The sequence below is a fragment of the Tropicimonas sp. TH_r6 genome (assembly GCF_033101155.1).
Classification (GTDB): domain Bacteria; phylum Pseudomonadota; class Alphaproteobacteria; order Rhodobacterales; family Rhodobacteraceae; genus Tropicimonas.
In genome coordinates, this window is sequence record NZ_JAWMPX010000001.1 from 211,353 (window position 1) to 227,721 (window position 16,369).

The 16,369-nt window shown below is 63.2% G+C and carries 16 protein-coding genes and 1 other RNA gene; 8 read left to right on the forward strand and 9 right to left on the reverse strand.

Translation table 11 applies throughout. The features are described from left to right. Window positions 1–73: 73 nt before the first annotated feature. Both R3X27_RS00905 and R3X27_RS00910 read right to left on the reverse strand, forming a co-directional pair. Window positions 74–1,216 carry a saccharopine dehydrogenase C-terminal domain-containing protein gene (locus tag R3X27_RS00905; RefSeq protein WP_317706928.1) on the reverse strand — a complete coding sequence of 381 codons (1,143 nt, stop codon included), beginning with the start codon at window positions 1,214–1,216 and terminating at the stop codon, window positions 74–76. A gap of 10 nt (window positions 1,217–1,226) precedes the next feature. Beyond that, entirely contained in the window at window positions 1,227–2,282 is a 1,056-nt protein-coding gene (locus tag R3X27_RS00910) for a saccharopine dehydrogenase (protein WP_317706929.1), read from the reverse strand. Between the two features lie 175 nt (window positions 2,283–2,457). On the opposite strand from R3X27_RS00910, the gene ffs reads away from it, so the two are divergent. Further along, window positions 2,458–2,556, forward strand: an RNA gene (gene ffs / locus R3X27_RS00915) — signal recognition particle sRNA small type. A 65-nt stretch (window positions 2,557–2,621) separates the two neighbouring features. Here ffs and glp read toward each other — a convergent pair. Genes glp through R3X27_RS00935 form a run of 4 tightly spaced genes read right to left on the reverse strand, consistent with a single transcriptional unit; the run spans window position 2,622 to window position 5,893 of the window. Next, window positions 2,622–3,890, reverse strand: coding sequence for a gephyrin-like molybdotransferase Glp (glp, locus tag R3X27_RS00920; RefSeq protein WP_317706930.1), 1,269 nt, complete (start codon window positions 3,888–3,890; stop codon window positions 2,622–2,624). After that, the gene (mobB, locus tag R3X27_RS00925) at window positions 3,887–4,396 is read right to left on the reverse strand and encodes a molybdopterin-guanine dinucleotide biosynthesis protein B (RefSeq protein ID WP_317707171.1); all 510 of its coding nucleotides are present in this window, start codon (window positions 4,394–4,396) and stop codon (window positions 3,887–3,889) included. The genes glp and mobB overlap by 4 nt, the downstream gene beginning before the upstream one ends. After that, complete coding sequence (gene mobA / locus R3X27_RS00930) at window positions 4,393–5,016, reverse strand: molybdenum cofactor guanylyltransferase MobA (protein WP_317706931.1); 624 nt, start codon at window positions 5,014–5,016, stop codon at window positions 4,393–4,395. The genes mobB and mobA overlap by 4 nt, the downstream gene beginning before the upstream one ends. After that, the gene (locus R3X27_RS00935) at window positions 5,009–5,893 is read right to left on the reverse strand and encodes a formate dehydrogenase accessory sulfurtransferase FdhD (RefSeq protein WP_317706932.1); all 885 of its coding nucleotides are present in this window, start codon (window positions 5,891–5,893) and stop codon (window positions 5,009–5,011) included. Before R3X27_RS00935 ends, mobA begins: the two co-directional genes overlap by 8 nt. A gap of 193 nt (window positions 5,894–6,086) precedes the next feature. Here R3X27_RS00935 and R3X27_RS00940 point away from each other — a divergent pair, with 193 nt between their 5' ends. Then, a complete protein-coding gene (locus tag R3X27_RS00940; RefSeq protein ID WP_317706933.1) occupies window positions 6,087–6,506 on the forward strand; it encodes an Rrf2 family transcriptional regulator in 420 nt (139 codons plus the stop codon). Here the strand turns inward: R3X27_RS00940 and R3X27_RS00945 are convergent. Then, complete coding sequence (locus R3X27_RS00945; RefSeq protein WP_411572451.1) at window positions 6,503–7,651, reverse strand: ROK family protein; 1,149 nt, start codon at window positions 7,649–7,651, stop codon at window positions 6,503–6,505. The two genes, R3X27_RS00940 and R3X27_RS00945, sit on opposite strands and share 4 nt — an antisense overlap. A gap of 265 nt (window positions 7,652–7,916) precedes the next feature. Here R3X27_RS00945 and R3X27_RS00950 point away from each other — a divergent pair, with 265 nt between their 5' ends. From R3X27_RS00950 to R3X27_RS00970, 5 genes are all read left to right on the forward strand, one after another. Next, window positions 7,917–8,951, forward strand: coding sequence for a sugar ABC transporter substrate-binding protein (locus R3X27_RS00950; RefSeq protein ID WP_317706935.1), 1,035 nt, complete (start codon window positions 7,917–7,919; stop codon window positions 8,949–8,951). Between the two features lie 121 nt (window positions 8,952–9,072). After that, window positions 9,073–10,158, forward strand: a complete 1,086-nt coding sequence (locus R3X27_RS00955; RefSeq protein ID WP_317706936.1) for an ABC transporter permease — start codon at window positions 9,073–9,075, stop codon at window positions 10,156–10,158. After that, window positions 10,155–10,934, forward strand: a complete 780-nt coding sequence (locus tag R3X27_RS00960; protein ID WP_317706937.1) for an ATP-binding cassette domain-containing protein — start codon at window positions 10,155–10,157, stop codon at window positions 10,932–10,934. The genes R3X27_RS00955 and R3X27_RS00960 overlap by 4 nt, the downstream gene beginning before the upstream one ends. Before the next feature lie 13 nt (window positions 10,935–10,947). Further along, window positions 10,948–11,565: a hypothetical protein gene (locus tag R3X27_RS00965; RefSeq protein ID WP_317706938.1), complete on the forward strand. Its 618-nt coding sequence runs from the start codon at window positions 10,948–10,950 to the stop codon at window positions 11,563–11,565. A 107-nt stretch (window positions 11,566–11,672) separates the two neighbouring features. Further along, window positions 11,673–12,623, forward strand: a complete 951-nt coding sequence (locus tag R3X27_RS00970; protein WP_317706939.1) for an asparaginase — start codon at window positions 11,673–11,675, stop codon at window positions 12,621–12,623. Between the two features lie 4 nt (window positions 12,624–12,627). Here R3X27_RS00970 and R3X27_RS00975 read toward each other — a convergent pair whose 3' ends face one another. After that, a complete protein-coding gene (locus tag R3X27_RS00975) occupies window positions 12,628–13,428 on the reverse strand; it encodes a helix-turn-helix transcriptional regulator (protein WP_411572442.1) in 801 nt (266 codons plus the stop codon). A gap of 146 nt (window positions 13,429–13,574) precedes the next feature. Between R3X27_RS00975 and R3X27_RS00980 the strand changes: the two genes are divergently transcribed. Further along, the gene (locus R3X27_RS00980) at window positions 13,575–14,999 is read left to right on the forward strand and encodes an alanine/glycine:cation symporter family protein (protein WP_317706941.1); all 1,425 of its coding nucleotides are present in this window, start codon (window positions 13,575–13,577) and stop codon (window positions 14,997–14,999) included. Between the two features lie 142 nt (window positions 15,000–15,141). On the opposite strand, the gene R3X27_RS00985 is transcribed toward R3X27_RS00980, so the two are convergent. Then, window positions 15,142–16,365: an argininosuccinate synthase gene (locus R3X27_RS00985; RefSeq protein WP_317706942.1), complete on the reverse strand. Its 1,224-nt coding sequence runs from the start codon at window positions 16,363–16,365 to the stop codon at window positions 15,142–15,144. Between the last annotated feature and the right edge of the window lie 4 nt (window positions 16,366–16,369).

A 16,369-nucleotide genomic window follows, 5' to 3' on the forward strand; every position in this document is an offset into this window, starting at 1 on the left:
CCGCGGGATCCGCAAGGTGTGAGGGCCCAGCTCCGATGTCGGACCCTGGCGCCCTTCACCCTGATCGACACGGTCACGTCAGGTGATCGACCACCATCATTTTTTGCGCCTGAACATCCACCGCTGAAAGCCAGCGTTCCAACAGCCGAGGATCCTTGGGCGCCGCGCTGACACCCGGTGCAATCTCCCGCGCTTTGGCCGATTCCACCGCCAGCGAAACCGGCTGCGAAACCAGCCGCGCCATGGCGGAGCCCCGCGCGTCGCCCCAGGCATCGAGCAGGTAGGTCTTGTCATAGACCGGCTGGCCGTCCTGGCTGACCTTCAACCCGACGCAGAGGACAACCCGGTCCGGCTCATCCGGCGCATAGGCATTTTCTTCCCAGAAATGGTCCGACATCTCCTTGAGCCGCGTCTCGCCAGACGGTCCGTCCAGCGTCTCGATCTCGGCAAAGACGTCCGACCAGGCGTCCGCCCAGCCATTCAGCCGCAAGGTGCCGCGCACGAATTGACGGACCTTCCAGCCTTCCTCGAAGCCATATTCTTCCATGAAAGGCAGGGAATCGCGGTTGGGGTAGACCTCGAAACTCTCCGGCTGCGGCAACGGCGCGTCATAGCGCGTGAGCGCATCCCATGGCCGTGCCACGTCGAGAACCGTATAGTCGCGAATCGACCGCGAGGGGGAGCGCAGCGCCTTGAGCACACCCAGCGGCGACCAGCTGAACTTGTAGCGAAAGGCGTTCGGCTCCTTGGGAACGCCGCCGCAATAGGAGATGAACTCGTATTCGGCGCCGGGCTGTACATGGCCGCCCTTGTGCATATCGGCCACGAGCCAATGCGCCATCAAGTGGTCGATCCCCGGATCGAGCCCAACCTCGTTGACAAGGCAGACCCCGGCATCCTTCGCCGCGCCATCCAGCGCGGCCATCTCGGGCGAGATATAGGAAGAGGAGACGAAATGCGCCCGCTCGGCGATGCAGATCTCGGCCAGCGGCACATGCCAGTCGCCCGGCAACATCGAGACGACGACATCGCCTGGCGCCAGCGCCTCACGCAGCATCGGCAGGTCGAAGGGCTCAATCCAGTCGGTCAGGTCCCCGACCGCCTCATGCGCCTTGGCGACGGTGCGGTTCCAGATGCAGACTTCATTGTTGTATTCAAGCAGCCGGCGCAGGCCGGGAATGGCACTCAGGCCGGTACCACACCAGTGGATCGTCATCGTCTACCCCTCAGATTTCGGCGACATGCCGGTCGAATTCGGCCTTGGCACGTCCCCAGACCCCGTCCGCAAGTGTGTCGAGGGTCATGAGCGAGGGCAAGAGCTGGCTGGCGAAATCTTCGGAGCTTTCGGCGGGCAGCATGGATGGCAGGTTGTCGATGGCGGTGACGTCGAGAACCGGGTCGTCATGGACGCGCAGCGCGGGCGCGGCCCAGTCGGTCACGCGGTCATAGACCTTGATGGGAGAGAAGTCGCTCGACGGATCGCAGGCGATGTCTCCGATCACCGAAAGCCGGCGCGTATCCGTTTTCGCCGAGGCCGGGACAAAAACCGGCGTGCCGGGGCGGGCGAGGATGCAATTGAGGAAGAGATCATGGTCCAGCACTTCCGGAAATGGGCCGCCATGGGCCGTTTCTTCCATGTCCCAAAGCGTCGTCTTGACCCCCATTGCCGCACAGAGATCCGCTGCCCCCGTGCCAACACGGCCCTTGGCGCCGATGATCAGCGCATTGGGCGGTGTCTCGTTCGTGGCTGCCAGCTCGGCGCCGAGATCGTCGAGCAGCGCTTGCTGGCCGGGGTAGACACCCACCGGACCGCAGATCCCGCCGCGTTGCTGCGCGGCCCAGCACTTGAGGGACACGGCAGCCCCGGCATAGCCGGCCCAATAGCCAAACGCGGCGACGCGACGGCCGGTCTCGTCAACGAGATATTCCAGATCGTAGAGCGCGCCGCCGCCGGCCCTGAACTGCTTGAGCAACTCGCGCCCGTCTGACTGACCCTTGTAAGCATGGCCAAACATGATGTGACGGTGCTTGAGGGGCAGTCCGTCCAGCGGCAACTCCTTGAGACCGAAGATGATGGCGTCCTGCGGCGCTGTGCGCCAGCTTCCCGCCTCGGCAATCTCCGCGCCTGCCTCCGCATAGGGGTCCAGCCGCAGTGCGCGCACCGCGCTGTCCTCGACCGTCACGCGCATTCCCTTGTTCAAAAGCGCGCCTACGCCGTCCGGAAGGAGTCCGACCCGTTCTTCATTCGGCCGCTCCTCGGCCCGAATCCACAGATGCGTCATGTCTCGCCCTCGTCTTTGCTTTCCATCCTCCTAATGCGTTTCGAACTGGCGTTGAAGCATCCGCGTTCGGGAAATCCTCTCTCGGAGGCAAGGTCGAGGCGGCGTTGGCAAGACGGGCGTGTGCCTTGCAGCGGACCCGCTTGAAACTCGCGCCGGGATCGCATACATGCTGCCTTGAGAGGTTGGCGCGGGCAGGCACCTCGCCAACCCGGTCAGGTCCGGAAGGAAGCAGCCGTAACGAGCCCCGCTTGGGTCGTTGTCCAGCCTCTCACCTTACTCCCCCCAATAGTCCTGCGCTGATTCTCTCGCGATCCACCCGCATCTCGGGCCCGACATTACCTATCCGTCAAACGCGGCATAGGGGATGAATCGCACCGAATCGCCCGGCTCGATCTGCCGTTCTTGCTCATCCAACTCGACCAGCCCATTGGCCCAGCCGAGCCCGGAGATCCGTCCGGAGCCTTCCGACGCAAAGCACTCTACTCGCATGTCAGCGGCCATCCGGGCGCGAAGAAACTCCGCCCGTCCCGGTTTCTTGCGCTTGGAGAAAGCCGCCGGGAGCATGTAACCCTCCGGCCGGAACCAGGTGCCGCCTGCGAGCACTTCCAGCGCCGGGCGCGCGAAAAGCAACGTGCAGACCAGCGCCGCGACCGGGTTTCCTGGCAGGCCGAAGACCGGCAGGTTCCCCCAGGTGCCAAGCGCCAAGGGTCGCCCCGGCTTGATCGCGATACGCCAATGCGCCATCTGCCCTTCGCGGCTCAGCAACGCTGAGACATGATCCTCGTCGCCGGTCGACACACCGCCGGACGTGAGCACCGCGTCGACCTGACCGCGCGCGCCGTCCAGCAGCGCGCGCAATCCGTCGCGGCTGTCCGGCGCCAAGCCGAGATCTACGGCCTCGAAGCCCCATTGCGCGAGTTGGGAGAGCAACATAACCCGGTTGGCGTCATAGATCTGTCCCGGCCGCATCGCCTCCGGCGCAACCGAGCCGGGCGGGACGATCTCGTCCCCGCTGGACAGCACGCCCACCCGCAAGGGCCTGAACACCGGCACCGTTCCATGCCCCGTCGCCGCCAGCAAGGCGATATCCTGCGGTTTCAGGCGTCGACCCGCGGACAAAAGCACATCGCCCGCCGCAACATCCTCTCCCGCCTTGCGCGCATTGGCGCCGCGTTTGAGAGGTCCGCGAAACGCGACCCTGCCTGCTTCAACCGTGCAATCCTCCTGCAAGACGACCGTATCGACACCGTCCGGCAGGATCGCTCCAGTCAGGATCCGGATCGCGTGCCCTTCCGGAACGTGCCCCTCGAAAGGCACCCCAGCCGCCGCGCGCCCTTCGGCCAGAGGCATGTCGGTCACGCCTTCCGGCACCGGACCAACAAAGCCATAGCCATCCACGGCGGAATTCGGCGCAGGCGGGTTCGCGCGGAAAGCATGCAGGTCCTCGGCCAGCCGACGTCCAGCCGCCGCGCCCAGCGCTATGGTTTCGGAGCCGACAACCGAATGCATTCGCGCCGCAAGCGCCGCAAGCGCATCCTGCATCGGCACCCAGTCGACTCCCGGCGGCAGGGCAAAGCAATCATTGCGCAACATGGGCGGGTCGATCATGCGAGGCCCACTTCCTTGAGGATAAACTCCGCAATGGCGTCGGTTGCGTCGAGATCGAAGGCAGGGCGCCCGGACAAGGCGTCGGACGCAATGTCAGGCCGGTTGGTAGCGATTGCGCGAATGGTCTCGTCCTCCGGAGCGATCAACGGCTGGCCGGTCTCGATTCGCTGTGCCTCGATCTTCGGGTGACGGTCGCGCTTGAACCCCTCCACAAGCACGAGATCGACCGGCGTGATCTGGTCCAGCATCTCTTCCAGGGTAGGTTCCGGCACCTCTCTCAGCTCTGTCATCAGCGCCCAGCGGCTGGACGAAACCAACAGGACCTGCTCCGCCCCGGCTTCCCGATGGCGGAAGCTGTCGCGACCGGGTTGGTCGATATCAAATCCGTGATGCGCGTGCTTCACCGTCGAAACGCGCAAGCCGCGTGCGGTGATATTGGCAACCAGCCGCTCCATAAGCCCCGTCTTGCCGGAATTCTTCCAACCCGTCACTCCGAAGATCTTCACGTCCATGCCCCCCGTTCCAGAGCCTCGACGAGGTCCTCCGGCCTGTTGATGTTGAAGAAGGGATCGCCCGCCTCGCTTTCGAAGACAACCTCCGAAGCACCATGGCGATCGGTCCAGAGTACAACCTTGCGCAAACCCTGCTCCAGCGCCGCGCGCAGATCGTCGCGCAGATCGACCGACCAGAGTCCGAAAGTCGGCTGTCGGATGGATCCCTTTTCCGGATGCGGTGTCGCCGCCAGCGTCACCGGAGCATCACCTGCCCCCGCCTGCAACCGAGACACAAAATCGCGCGGAAAGAAGGGTGTGTCGGCTGCGACGCTAACCACCTGTCCTGCGCCAAGCTCCGCCGCCCAATCCATTCCGGCCAGAACGCCAGCCAGCGGGCCGACGAAACCGGGCAGGCTGTCGGCGATCACGGGCAGGCCGTAGCTCTCGAACCGCGCCGGGTCGCCATTGGCGTTGAGCGCAATGGGGCCGACCTGGGGCTCCAGACGCGCGAGCACACGGGAGAGCAGCGTTTCGCCGCCAAGCTCCAGCAGCCCCTTGTCGCCGCCGCCCATGCGCCGCGCCTGCCCGCCGGCAAGGATGATCGCCGGGAGTCGCACAGAACCATCACCCATCAGGCTGGCTACTCTTGCGCCGATGCCGCGTGGATTCCTCGGAAACCGTATCGACATCAGCATCCCAGACCAATCGCTCCGACCCGCTCACGCAAGCAAAGCGCCGCCCGCGCAGCCGCCCGATCAACGTCATGCCCAGCTCCTGCGCCAGTTCCACGCCCCAGGCCGTGAACCCGGAGCGCGAGACCAGCACGGGGATGCCCATATGCGCGGTCTTCAGCACCATCTCGGAGGTCAATCGCCCGGTCGTGTAGAGGATCTTGTCCGCAGCGGCGGCGTTGTTGACGAACATCCAGCCCGCCACCTTGTCGACCGCATTGTGCCGGCCGACATCCTCCATATAAACCAGCGGCCTGTCCTGCTCGCAGAGCACGGTGCCGTGGATCGCGCCGGCGGCGAGGTAGAGGCTGGGTGTGCGATTGATCTGATGCGCCAAAGCGTAAAGCCAGGAGGTCCGCAATTCGGCCTCCGGCAGGCGGATGCCATCCAACCCCTCCATCATGTCGCCAAAGACCGTTCCGACAGCACAGCCGCTGGTACGGGTCTTCTTGCGCAGCTTTTCCTCGTAATCGGTCTTGCGTGAGGTGCGGACGACGACAACGTCGAGGTCGTCGTCATACTCCACCGCCTCGACCGGTTCATCCCGGGCCAGCATTCCCTGGTTCCGCAGAAAGCCGATGGCCAGGAGACCCGGATGATCACCAATGGTCATCGCCGTCACGATTTCCTGTGAATTCAGGTAGATAGTCAGTGGGCGTTCGGTCACCACCGAGAGCTCGACCGGGCTCCCCGTGTGGTCCACCCCGGCGATCCGTGTCGCCAGACGGGCGTCCTCCGGATCGGGAGACAGGATATACCCGGTTTCCTTGACTGTCATTTTGCGCCTTCCTCGGAGCCCAGCCCCGTCCCTTCGCTGCGCCGTATCAAGACCGCTTTGAGGCGAAATGGCAATATGGCTGGCGCGGCTGAGAGAGGGCGCGCAAGGTGGCTTGCACATGCAACGCACGGAAATCCCTTGAGCGAAGCGGCCCTCGCGGACTAGGTAGGGCGCACCTGACCGGAACTCTCGCATGAAGCTTACACGCTATTCCGACTACGCCTTGCGGATCTGTCTCTATCTTTCGAGCCAGACCGAGCGGCTCGTCCCGATTTCCGAGATCGTGGAGGCGCATGAAATACCGCGCAGCAACGTGATGAAGCTGGCCATGGACCTCGTGAGCGCTGGCTTCCTGGAGTCGGTGCGCGGCAGATCGGGCGGGTTGAGGCTGGCGCGGGCACCGGCGGAAATCCTGCTCGGCGATATCCTGCGCCGGACCGAAGGCGAGCAGCCGCTGGTCGATTGCTCCGAATGCGTGCTTGCGCCCTCCTGTGGGTTGATTTGCATCCTCGATAGCGCACGACGGGCATTCTATGACTCGCTGGATGCGCATTCTCTTGGAGATGTACTCGCGCGGAACCCTTCCGCCTATGGACCGCCGTCCAGCAGCTAGCGGGACAAGAGCACGGCGTTGAGATCAACGAGATAGCGCTCGGAGAGCGGCAGGCTGGCAGCACCGAGCGCGCGCGCGTCCGGACCGATTGACCCCTCCCGGATCGTGGGAACATCGACTGACGTCAGGTTGTACCCGCGCAGGGCACGTTCAGTCTCCTCGACCAGCCGTCGGCGAATGCTGGCTGGCATCCAGCCGTCGATCAGCACCGACTCGATATCCACGAGCGAGCAAGCTGCGGCTGACGCAAAGGCGATCCCGACGGCCGCCGACAGAATCCAATCCGTCGCGACCGTCTCATCGACCTGCCATTCCTCCGATCCGGCCCAGAGTGACTGCGCCGGCAAGCCGCGCGACTGAAGCGCCTGCTCAAGGACGGAAAGCGAAGCGATCTCCATCAACGGTCGGGTCCCGCTCTCGCCGCTCGGCACCGGCAGGGGTCCGATGGCACCGGCATTTCCGGACGCGCCGGTGAAGAGTTGGTTGTTGAGAACAAGGCCGCCGCCAATGAAATACCCAATATAGAAATGCAGGAAACTGCCGGGAAGGTCGGATGTGCCGAGCACCAGTTCGGAAGCGCAGGCCGCCGTGGCGTCATTCTCCAGATAGACAGGGAAGGACAGCCGCTCCCCAAGCTCACGCTTGATATCGCGGTCTTTCCACCGGTCCATCTCGCCCGCAGGCGCGCCAACAGTCGCCCCCCAGTCCCAGAGGCTGAAGGGAATCGCGATCCCGAGCCCGGCGACCCGGGCGGCCTGTTCCTCCGAAAGCTTGGTCAGAAGATCGGACACCGCCCCTTCCGCGAATTCGAGGATTGCATCGGGCATCGGGTAGGGATGCGTCTTGTGAACCCGGCCAAGCACCTCACCGACGAAATTGATCAGAATGAGATCGGCCGACCGTCGTCCGACCTTCAGGCCGAAGAAAAACGCACCATCGGGCGCAAGATCCATCGGAATCGACGGCTGTCCGACCCGCCCGCGAATGGGATCTCCGCGCCGGAGTAGCCCATCCCGTTCCAGTCCGCGCATGATGACGGAGATCGTTTGCGCCGAGAGTCCGGTCGCGCGCGCAATCTCCGCCTTCGGCATCGGTCCACGCTGACGCAACATCGACAGGACCAGCCGCTCATTATGCGCCCGCATGCCGCTCTGGTTGGAGCCGCGCACCGGCCAGGACACCGCACGACCCCTATTTTCCTGCTCGGATGTCGACAAAACCTTCCTCCCAACAGCCCGAAGATTGGAGAAACCAGGGCCACCTGTCAATAATAAGTAAGTCTGATTTATTTATCTTGACAGCCCGGGGCGATTCCCTGTTCCTTAGCTGCCATGAGCGGTTCCGGTGGGAGGCCGGTGCCGCTTCTTCGTGGCCTGGGAAGGCCCCGTATTTCAATCGGGAGGGAAAACCGTGAAAGCTCGTAAATCCATTGCTGCAACTCTGCTTGGTGCAACTGCTCTGGGCCTTGTCGGCCTGTCCGGCGCCGCATCGGCTGAAGGAATCAGCGCCTGCCTGATCACCAAGACCGACACCAACCCGTTCTTCGTAAAGATGAAGGAAGGCGCGACCGCCCGGGCCGAGGAGCTTGGTATCAAGCTGAAGTCCTACGCCGGCAAGATCGACGGCGACCATGAGAGCCAAGTTGCCGCTATCGAGACCTGCATCGCTGATGGCGCCAAGGGTATCCTGATCACCGCGTCCGACACCTCGTCCATCGTGTCCTCGGTTCAGCAAGCCCGCGACGCCGGCCTCGTCGTGATTGCGCTCGACACCGAACTGAACCCCTCAGACTCCGCTGACGCGACCTTTGCGACCGACAATTTCCTCGCCGGTGAACTGATTGGCCAGTGGGCTGCAGGCAAATTGGGTGATGCCGCCAAGGATGCCAAGATCGGCTTCCTCGACCTCGCCGTCAGCCAGCCGACCGTCGGCGTGCAGCGTGACCAGGGCTTCATGCAGGGCTTCGGAATCGACATCAAGGATCCGAACAAATGGGGCGACGAAGACGACCCGCGCATTGCCGGCCATGACGTAACCCAGGGCAACGAGGAAGGCGGCCGCAAGGCGATGGAAAACCTGCTCGCCAAGGAGCCCTTCATCAACGTTGTCTACACGATCAACGAGCCTGCCGCTGCCGGCGCCTATGAAGCGCTCAAGGCCATCGGCCGCGAGAGCGACGTGCTGATCGTCTCCGTCGACGGCGGCTGCCCGGGCGTCAAGAACATCGCCGACGGCACGCTCGGCGCCACCGCCCAGCAATACCCGCTCGACATGGCGAAATTCGGTATCGAGGCGATCAAGGCCTGGGCCGAGACAGGTGAAGCGCCGAAGCCGACCGAAGGCAAAGCCTTCTTCGACACCGGCGTCAAGCTGATCACCGATGAACCCGTCGACGGCGTTGAAAGCATCGACTCCAAGATGGGCATGGACCTCTGCTGGGGCTGATCTCCCTCCGGCATGACTGACCTGACATGTGAAGGGCGGCGCGGAGCACCGCCCTTCACACCGCCCTGTCCCGTCCACGCGCCCGCCTCGGGCCAAACGCGCAAATCTGGAGGGAGACCCGATGTCGGACGTAGATTCCACCCCCCGCACCCCTACACCGCAATCCTATGAAGACGTCCTGAAGGATGCCGAAACGGCCGTCGCCGAGTTCGACGAGGACGATACCTTTTCCAACAAGATCCAGAGCTGGCTGCATTCGACGCCCGCCGCCGTGCCGATTTTCGTGTTGGTCATGGCCGTAATCGTCTTTGGGATCATCCTCGGCGGCAAGTTCTTCTCGCCCTTCGCTCTGACACTGATCCTGCAACAGGTGATGATCGTCGGCATCACCGCATCGGCCCAGACGCTGGTCATCCTGACCGCTGGTATCGACCTCTCAGTCGGCGCGATCATGGTGTTTTCTTCGGTGATCATGGGCCAGTTCACCTTCCGCTACGGGCTTCCGGCGGAGGTGGCAATTGCCATCGGTCTCGCCGCTGGCGCCGGCATGGGCTTCATCAACGGCGTGCTCGTCGCCTATCTCCGTCTGCCGCCCTTCATCGTGACGCTCGGAACGTGGCAGATCTTCCTCGCCGCGAATTTCCTCTACTCGGCCAATGAAACCATCCGCTCGCAGGAGATCGCCGAACAGGCGCCCGCGCTCCAGTTCTTCGGCGAGAAATTCAAGGTCGGCGGCGCCGTCTTCACCTATGGCGCCGTGGCGATGCTCCTCATCGTCTTCCTGCTCGCCTATGTGCTGCGCTCCACCGCCTGGGGCCGTCATGTCTATGCCGTGGGCGACGACCCGGAAGCCGCCGAACTGTCCGGCGTCAAGGTCAAGACGGTCCTGATCCAGGTCTACTGCCTCGCCGGCCTGATCTGCGCCTTTGCCGGCTGGGCACTGATCGGCCGCATCGGTTCGGTCTCGCCCACCTCCGGACAGAACGCAAATATCGAATCCATCACCGCCGTCGCCATCGGGGGCATCTCGCTGTTCGGCGGGCGCGGCTCGATACTCGGCGCGCTGGCCGGTGGCCTGATCGTCGGCGTCTTCTCTCTTGGCTTGCGCATGATCGGCACCGATCCGCAATGGACCTACCTGCTCATCGGCGCGCTCATCATCTTCGCCGTCTCCATAGACCAGTGGATCAGAAAGGGAACGGCATGACCCAGCAACCTGTTTTGCAAGGCCGCGGTCTGGTCAAGAAATTCGGCAAGGTCACCGCGCTCGATGGCTGCGACTTCGAACTCTATCCCGGAGAAGTGCTCGCCGTGATCGGCGACAACGGCGCCGGAAAGTCGGTGATGATCAAGACGCTCTCCGGCGCACTCCAGCCCGATCATGGCGAGGTTTTTCTGGACGGCGACCAGGTGCATTTCAATACGCCTCTGGAAGCACAGGAGGCCGGTATCGCGACCGTCTACCAGACGCTTGCCATGTCGCCCGCACTCTCCATTGCGGACAATATGTTCATGGGGCGCGAGCTGCGCAAACCCGGCTGGCGGGGAAAAATCCTGCGGCAGCTCGACAAGCCAGCGATGGAGAAATTCTCTCGGGAGAAGCTCACCGAGCTCGGACTGATGACAATCCAGAACATCCGCCAGGCCGTGGAGACGCTCTCGGGCGGTCAGCGGCAGGGCATTGCAGTGGCCCGCGCCGCCGCCTTTGGCTCCAGGGTGATCATCCTCGACGAGCCAACGGCTGCACTCGGCGTGAAGGAAAGCCGCCGCGTGCTGGAGCTGATCCAGGACGTGCGCGCCCGTGGCATCCCAATTGTGCTGATCTCGCACAATATGCCACATGTTTTCGAAGTGGCGGACCGGATCCACATCCATCGGCTCGGCAAGCGGCTCTGCGTCGTCCGGCCGGGAGACCATTCCATGTCCGACGCTGTCGCCATGATGACCGGCGCGATGCAACCGCCGCCAGACCTTGCTGCCTGACGGAGGACGGAAATTGGAACGCGAAAACCTGATCGAACTGGCGGACCGCATCGCTGCCCTGCCCATTTCCGGTGCTCGCGCATTGATCGCACTGGCCGGGCCACCCGCCTCCGGGAAATCCCGTGCCGCCAGGGAGCTTGTCGACGAACTCCACAGCCGCGGGCTCGCGGCCGTCGCCGTGCCGATGGACGGGTTTCACCTCGACAATGAAGTGCTCGACGCGCGTGGCCTTCGGGCCCGAAAAGGCTCTCCGGAGACGTTCGACGCGGCCGGCTTCATCCACGCGATGGCGCGATTGAAGCAGGAAGCGGAAGTGATCCTGCCGAGTTTCGACCGCGAGATCGACAAGTCCGTCGCCGGTTCCGTCGTCATCGGACCGGAGGACCGGATCGCCGTTGTCGAAGGGAATTACGTCTGTTTCAGCGAAGCGCCCTGGGACCAACTTGCCGGGCTTTGGGATTTCTCCTGTTATCTGGACGTTCCGGAAGATGTTCTGTTGGAACGGCTGGTCCAACGCTGGATTCGTTTCGATCATAGCCCGGAAGACGCCGAGGCCCGGGCGCGTGGCAACGACCTCGCCAACGCACAGCGCATCGCCACCGCCGTTTCGCAGACCGATCTCCGCTTCTGACGCAACGTTGATCTCGATCCACGACCGACATATCTCCTCCATCATCTGGCACATGTCGCGATTTCAGCGCAGGTCGCCGGTCGGCGCGGCACAATCGAGGGCGAGAGATGGCGATCCTGTTGATCCATACTGGCGGCACAATCGGCATGGAGCGGACAAAAGACGGCTTCGCTCCGCGCGCGGGCGTGGTCGAGGACGCGGTCGCGGCGCTGGTTGCGGCTGGGCGGACAGCCGGGCCGGTCGATATCCGCCGGCTGGACCCGCTGATCGACAGCGCCCAGGCGACCCCACATGACTGGTCCCGCGTCGCCCGCACGATCCACGCGGCGCATGACGAATACGACGGATTCGTCGTCACCCATGGCACCGACACGCTGGCCTATACCGCAGCCGCGCTCTGCCTTTCCCTGCCCGGGCTCGACCGGTCCGTGATCGTGACCGGTTCGATGTTGCCGCTGACCGTCCCCGGCAATGATGGCGATGCCAATCTCTTCGATGCGCTCTGGGCGGCAGCGGGCGCTGCCCCCGGCGTGCAGGTGCAATTCGCCGGAAGACTGATGCATGGCGCCCGTGTGCGTAAGTCGCATTCCCAGGCTTTTGACGCCTTTGAGGCGGTTCCAACGCAAGCCCCGCCCCGGCTGATGGCGCCCGCGCCGGGTCTGATCGAGGTCGCGGAGCATAAAGTTGGCATGCTCTCGGTCACGCCCGGCCCTTGCGCCGAGCTTGTCGCCCATGCCGCTGAAATCTGCGACGGGCTGGTCCTGCGCTGCTTCGGTTCCGGCACAGCGCCGGACACACCCGAGCTGCGCGCGGCGCTGGACCGGGCCTTTGCGCGCAAGGTGCCGGTGGTCGCGGTCAGTCAATGTCCGGAAGGCGGGATGCGGCTGGGCACCTACGCGGCCGGCAAGGTGATGCGCGACACCGGCGTGATCGATGGACGGGTCATGGGGCCGGAAATGGCCTTCGCCAAGATGCAGCTTTGCCTCAGTCAGTTCGACGATTTCGAGGCGCGCCGCCGCTACCTCGCCAAAAGCCAATGCGGAGAGATGGACGGATAGGAACTCAGGGCAACGGCGCTTCAAGAAAGGCGCTCGGGCCAGACAGCATCCGGCGGACCTCCTGCGGAATTTCCGGATCATCCGGCGCATAAAGCCCTGACAACCGGAGGCTTTTACGAATGTCGAGCCCGTCTCCGAGATACTGGAAGACGATCTGTGTCGCCGTGGGCGGGCGCGGCGCCCGGGCGGCAACACCAGAAATGACTCCGGTCAGGAACCGGATACGGCTCGTGTAGCAAGGATACAGGATGATCTGCATGACCTCATTGCGGGTCAGCATCTCCATCACGGTCATGAAAATCCGGTCACCAAGGACAAAACAGGCGCCTTCGTATTTGCAGGTGAACTGCCGCGCGCCGGGCGATCCGACCATCTCGATGCTCTTGACGTTGACCCCGAACGGCGTCCGGTAAAGCCGGGTCAGCGAGCGCAGCACCATGCCCGGATGAGACATGGAGTGGTAATAGCCGAAATAGAATCCGACATAGCTGTCCAACTCCCTGCGGGAGGCAAGCCGGATATCCTCGCCAATGGCCGAGACCACGTTCTTCTCCGCCCGCGCCGAGCTTTCATGCGGCTTGAGCCGGATCAGTTCCATGAATTGCCCGTGCGGAAGCAGGAGTTCCGATTCCTCGATCCCGAAGAAATCGCACATTCGCCGCATCAACCGCAGCGAGGGAAACGTTTCGCCGTTCAGGTAGCGATTGAACTGGGACCGGTTGACCCCAAGCTGACGGCAGACGTCCGCGATGGATTTGTGATAAGAGCAAAGGGCCCGGAGGTTTTGCGGCAGGTCGCGTGACACATGCGTTCCTTTCTCTACCTGACGCTGCTTCTGTAGCAACCCGCGTCAGGAAGATGCAAGCTAGCGAAATGAAACACTGCCTTTGCCTCCCTAGGGTCCGCAACCAATTGCGGGGTGCACCGCATAAAAACAGAGGGACTTGAAACATGGAATTTCTTGAGCTGATCTTCGGAAAGATCGGCGACCTGACCTGGGGATGGTCACTCATCCCCATTCTGGTCGTCTTCGGCGTCTTCATCACAATCACGACCGGCTTCGTCCAGTTCCAGTTCTTCAAACGCATGTTCCGCGTGCTTCGGAGCAATGATGACGCGGACCCCAACAAGATCTCCGCCCGCGAGGCACTGCTGGTCTCGGTCGGCGGGCGTGTGGGCGGCGGCAATATCGCCGGCGTCGCGGTTGCGATCACCCTGGGCGGCCCGGGTGCCGTCTTCTGGATGTGGGCCATCGCGTTGGTCGGCATGGCGACGAGCCTCGTCGAATGCTCCATCGCGCAGCTTTTCAAACGCAAGACCGGCGAGAACGAGTATCGTGGCGGCCCGGCCCGCTCGATCATTCACGGGCTCGGCAACGAGTATCGCTGGCTCGCCGTTGTCTACGCGATCTGCCTGATTGCCGCCTTCGCCTTCGGTTTCAACGCCTTCCAGGGCAATACCGTGGCCGGCGCCGTCAAGGACAGCATGGGCATCGACCGCCTCTATACCGGCGCAGGCCTCGCGGCGATTTCCGGTCTCATCATCTTCGGCGGTATCCACCGCATCGCCAAGGTGGCAGATGTCGTCGTGCCGATCATGGCCATCGGCTATCTCTCCATGGCGCTGATCGTCATCCTGCTCAACATCACCTCTCTACCCGGCGTGATCTATGACATCGTCGCGAATGCCTTCGGCTTCCGGGAGGCTGTCGGTGGCGGCATGGGCGCGGCCCTTGCGCAGGGCCTGCGGCGCGGCCTCTTCTCCAACGAAGCCGGCCTTGGCTCGGCCCCGAACGTCGCGGCGACGGCCGAAGTGCGTCACCCGATCAGCCAGGGTATCACCCAGTCCTTCTCGGTCTTCATCGACACGATCATCATCTGCTCCTGCACGGCTTTCGTGATCCTGCTGGGCGATGTCTATGTGCCGGGCGCGGAAGGAATTGATGGCGTTGTGCTAACGCAGCAATCGATGGTCTCCCATCTCGGTTCCTGGACGCAGTATTTCCTCTCGGCGGCGATCCTGCTCTTCTCCTTCTCCTCGATCATCTACAACTACTATCTTGGTGAGAACGCACTGAGCTTCCTGACGAAAAACCAGATGGCGATCCCGGCGCTGCGTATCGCAATCATCGGCATCGTCTTCCTCGGCGCAACGGCACCGGCGGCGACTTCGGTCTTCTTCTTCTCCGACCCGCTGATGGGTGTTCTGGCGCTGGTCAACCTGCTGGCGATCATGATGCTCTTCCCGGTCGCCATGCGGCTGTTGAACGACTTCCGGGCGCAGCTCAAGGCGGGGATCGACCGCCCCGTGCTCGACCCGGATGCCTATGCCGATCTCGATATCGACCGTGAGGCCTGGAAGGTCCCGGCCGAGTAACCGGCGCTACGACAATTGAAAGAAAAAGGCCGGGCAGGTTCAATCCTGCCCGGCCTTTCCTTTTGGCCCTGCCGACGCATCCAATAGAAAGGGACCGCATGCGCGTCGGCATACGGTCCCTTTCAATCAGTATCTGAACCTTTTAGCGGAACTTCTTGTCCCGGTTTGCCAGCAGCCGCAGCCGCAGGCCCTGGAGCTGGATGAAGCCCTGCGCGTCGGACTGGTCGTATGCGCCCATATCCTCTTCGAAGGTCACCTGCTCTTCCGAATAGATCGAATGCTCGGACCAGCGGGCAACGGTGCGCGCCAGACCCTTGTAGAGCTTCATCCGAACCGTGCCCGTTACATGTTCCTGGCTATGATCGATCATCGCCTGCAGCATTTCGCGCTCGGGGCTGAACCAGAAGCCATTATAGATCATCTCGGCATATTTCGGCATCAGCTCGTCTTTGAGATGGATCGCCACGCGGTCCATCGTGATCGACTCGATCGCGCGGTGCGCATCAAGCAGGATCGTGCCGCCCGGCGTCTCGTAGATGCCGCGCGACTTCATGCCCACAAACCGTCCCTCGACAAGGTCCAGCCGGCCAATGCCGTGCTTTCGACCCAGCTCGTTGAGCTGCGTCAGCACAGTCGCCGGGCTTAGGCGCTCGCCGTTGATACCAACCGCATCGCCACGCTCGAACTCGATCTCGACATATTCCGGCTCGTTCGGCGCATCCTCGGGATGGACCGTCCGCTGGTAAACGTAGTCGGGCGCTTCCTCAGCCGGATCCTCCAGCACCTTGCCCTCCGAAGAGGTGTGCAGCAGGTTCGCGTCGACCGAAAAGGGCGCCTCGCCACGCTTGTCCTTGGCAATCGGGATCTGGTGGGCTTCGGCGAATTCCAGCAGTTTGGTCCGCGAGCCGAGGTCCCATTCGCGCCAAGGCGCAATGGTTACGATCTCGGGATTGAGCGCATAGGCCGACAGCTCAAACCGCACCTGGTCATTGCCCTTGCCGGTGGCGCCATGGGAGACCGCATCGGCGCCAGTTTCGGCGGCAATCTCGACCAGGCGCTTGGAAATCAGCGGACGCGCGATGGCGGTGCCGAGCAGGTAGAGCCCTTCATATTGCGCATTGGCTCGGAACATCGGGAAGACGAAATCTCGCACGAATTCCTCGCGCAGATCCTCGATGAAGATGTTATCCGCGTTGATGCCAAGCATCTCCGCCTTCTTGCGCGCGGGCTCGAGCTCTTCACCCTGTCCCAGGTCGGCGGTAAAGGTCACGACCTCGCAACCATATTCCACCTGCAACCACTTCAGGATGATCGACGTATCGAGACCCCCGGAATAGGCAAGCACCACTTTCTTCGGCTGGGCCATCTCT

Bases quoted from the DNA above. Each gene is read 5' to 3' on its own strand.
- R3X27_RS00980 (WP_317706941.1), top strand. From the start codon at position 13,575: ATGGAATTTCTTGAGCTGATCTTCGGAAAGATCGGCGACCTGACCTGG.
- R3X27_RS00905 (WP_317706928.1), bottom strand. From the start codon at position 1,216: ATGACGATCCACTGGTGTGGTACCGGCCTGAGTGCCATTCCCGGCCTG.
- R3X27_RS00955 (WP_317706936.1), top strand. From the start codon at position 9,073: ATGTCGGACGTAGATTCCACCCCCCGCACCCCTACACCGCAATCCTAT.
- R3X27_RS00960 (WP_317706937.1), top strand. From the start codon at position 10,155: ATGACCCAGCAACCTGTTTTGCAAGGCCGCGGTCTGGTCAAGAAATTC.
- R3X27_RS00970 (WP_317706939.1), top strand. From the start codon at position 11,673: ATGGCGATCCTGTTGATCCATACTGGCGGCACAATCGGCATGGAGCGG.
- R3X27_RS00985 (WP_317706942.1), bottom strand. From the start codon at position 16,365: ATGGCCCAGCCGAAGAAAGTGGTGCTTGCCTATTCCGGGGGTCTCGAT.
- R3X27_RS00945 (WP_411572451.1), bottom strand. From the start codon at position 7,651: ATGCGGGCGCATAATGAGCGGCTGGTCCTGTCGATGTTGCGTCAGCGT.
- mobA (WP_317706931.1), bottom strand. From the start codon at position 5,016: ATGGGTGATGGTTCTGTGCGACTCCCGGCGATCATCCTTGCCGGCGGG.
- glp (WP_317706930.1), bottom strand. From the start codon at position 3,890: ATGATCGACCCGCCCATGTTGCGCAATGATTGCTTTGCCCTGCCGCCG.
- R3X27_RS00940 (WP_317706933.1), top strand. From the start codon at position 6,087: ATGAAGCTTACACGCTATTCCGACTACGCCTTGCGGATCTGTCTCTAT.
- R3X27_RS00935 (WP_317706932.1), bottom strand. From the start codon at position 5,893: ATGACAGTCAAGGAAACCGGGTATATCCTGTCTCCCGATCCGGAGGAC.
- R3X27_RS00910 (WP_317706929.1), bottom strand. From the start codon at position 2,282: ATGACGCATCTGTGGATTCGGGCCGAGGAGCGGCCGAATGAAGAACGG.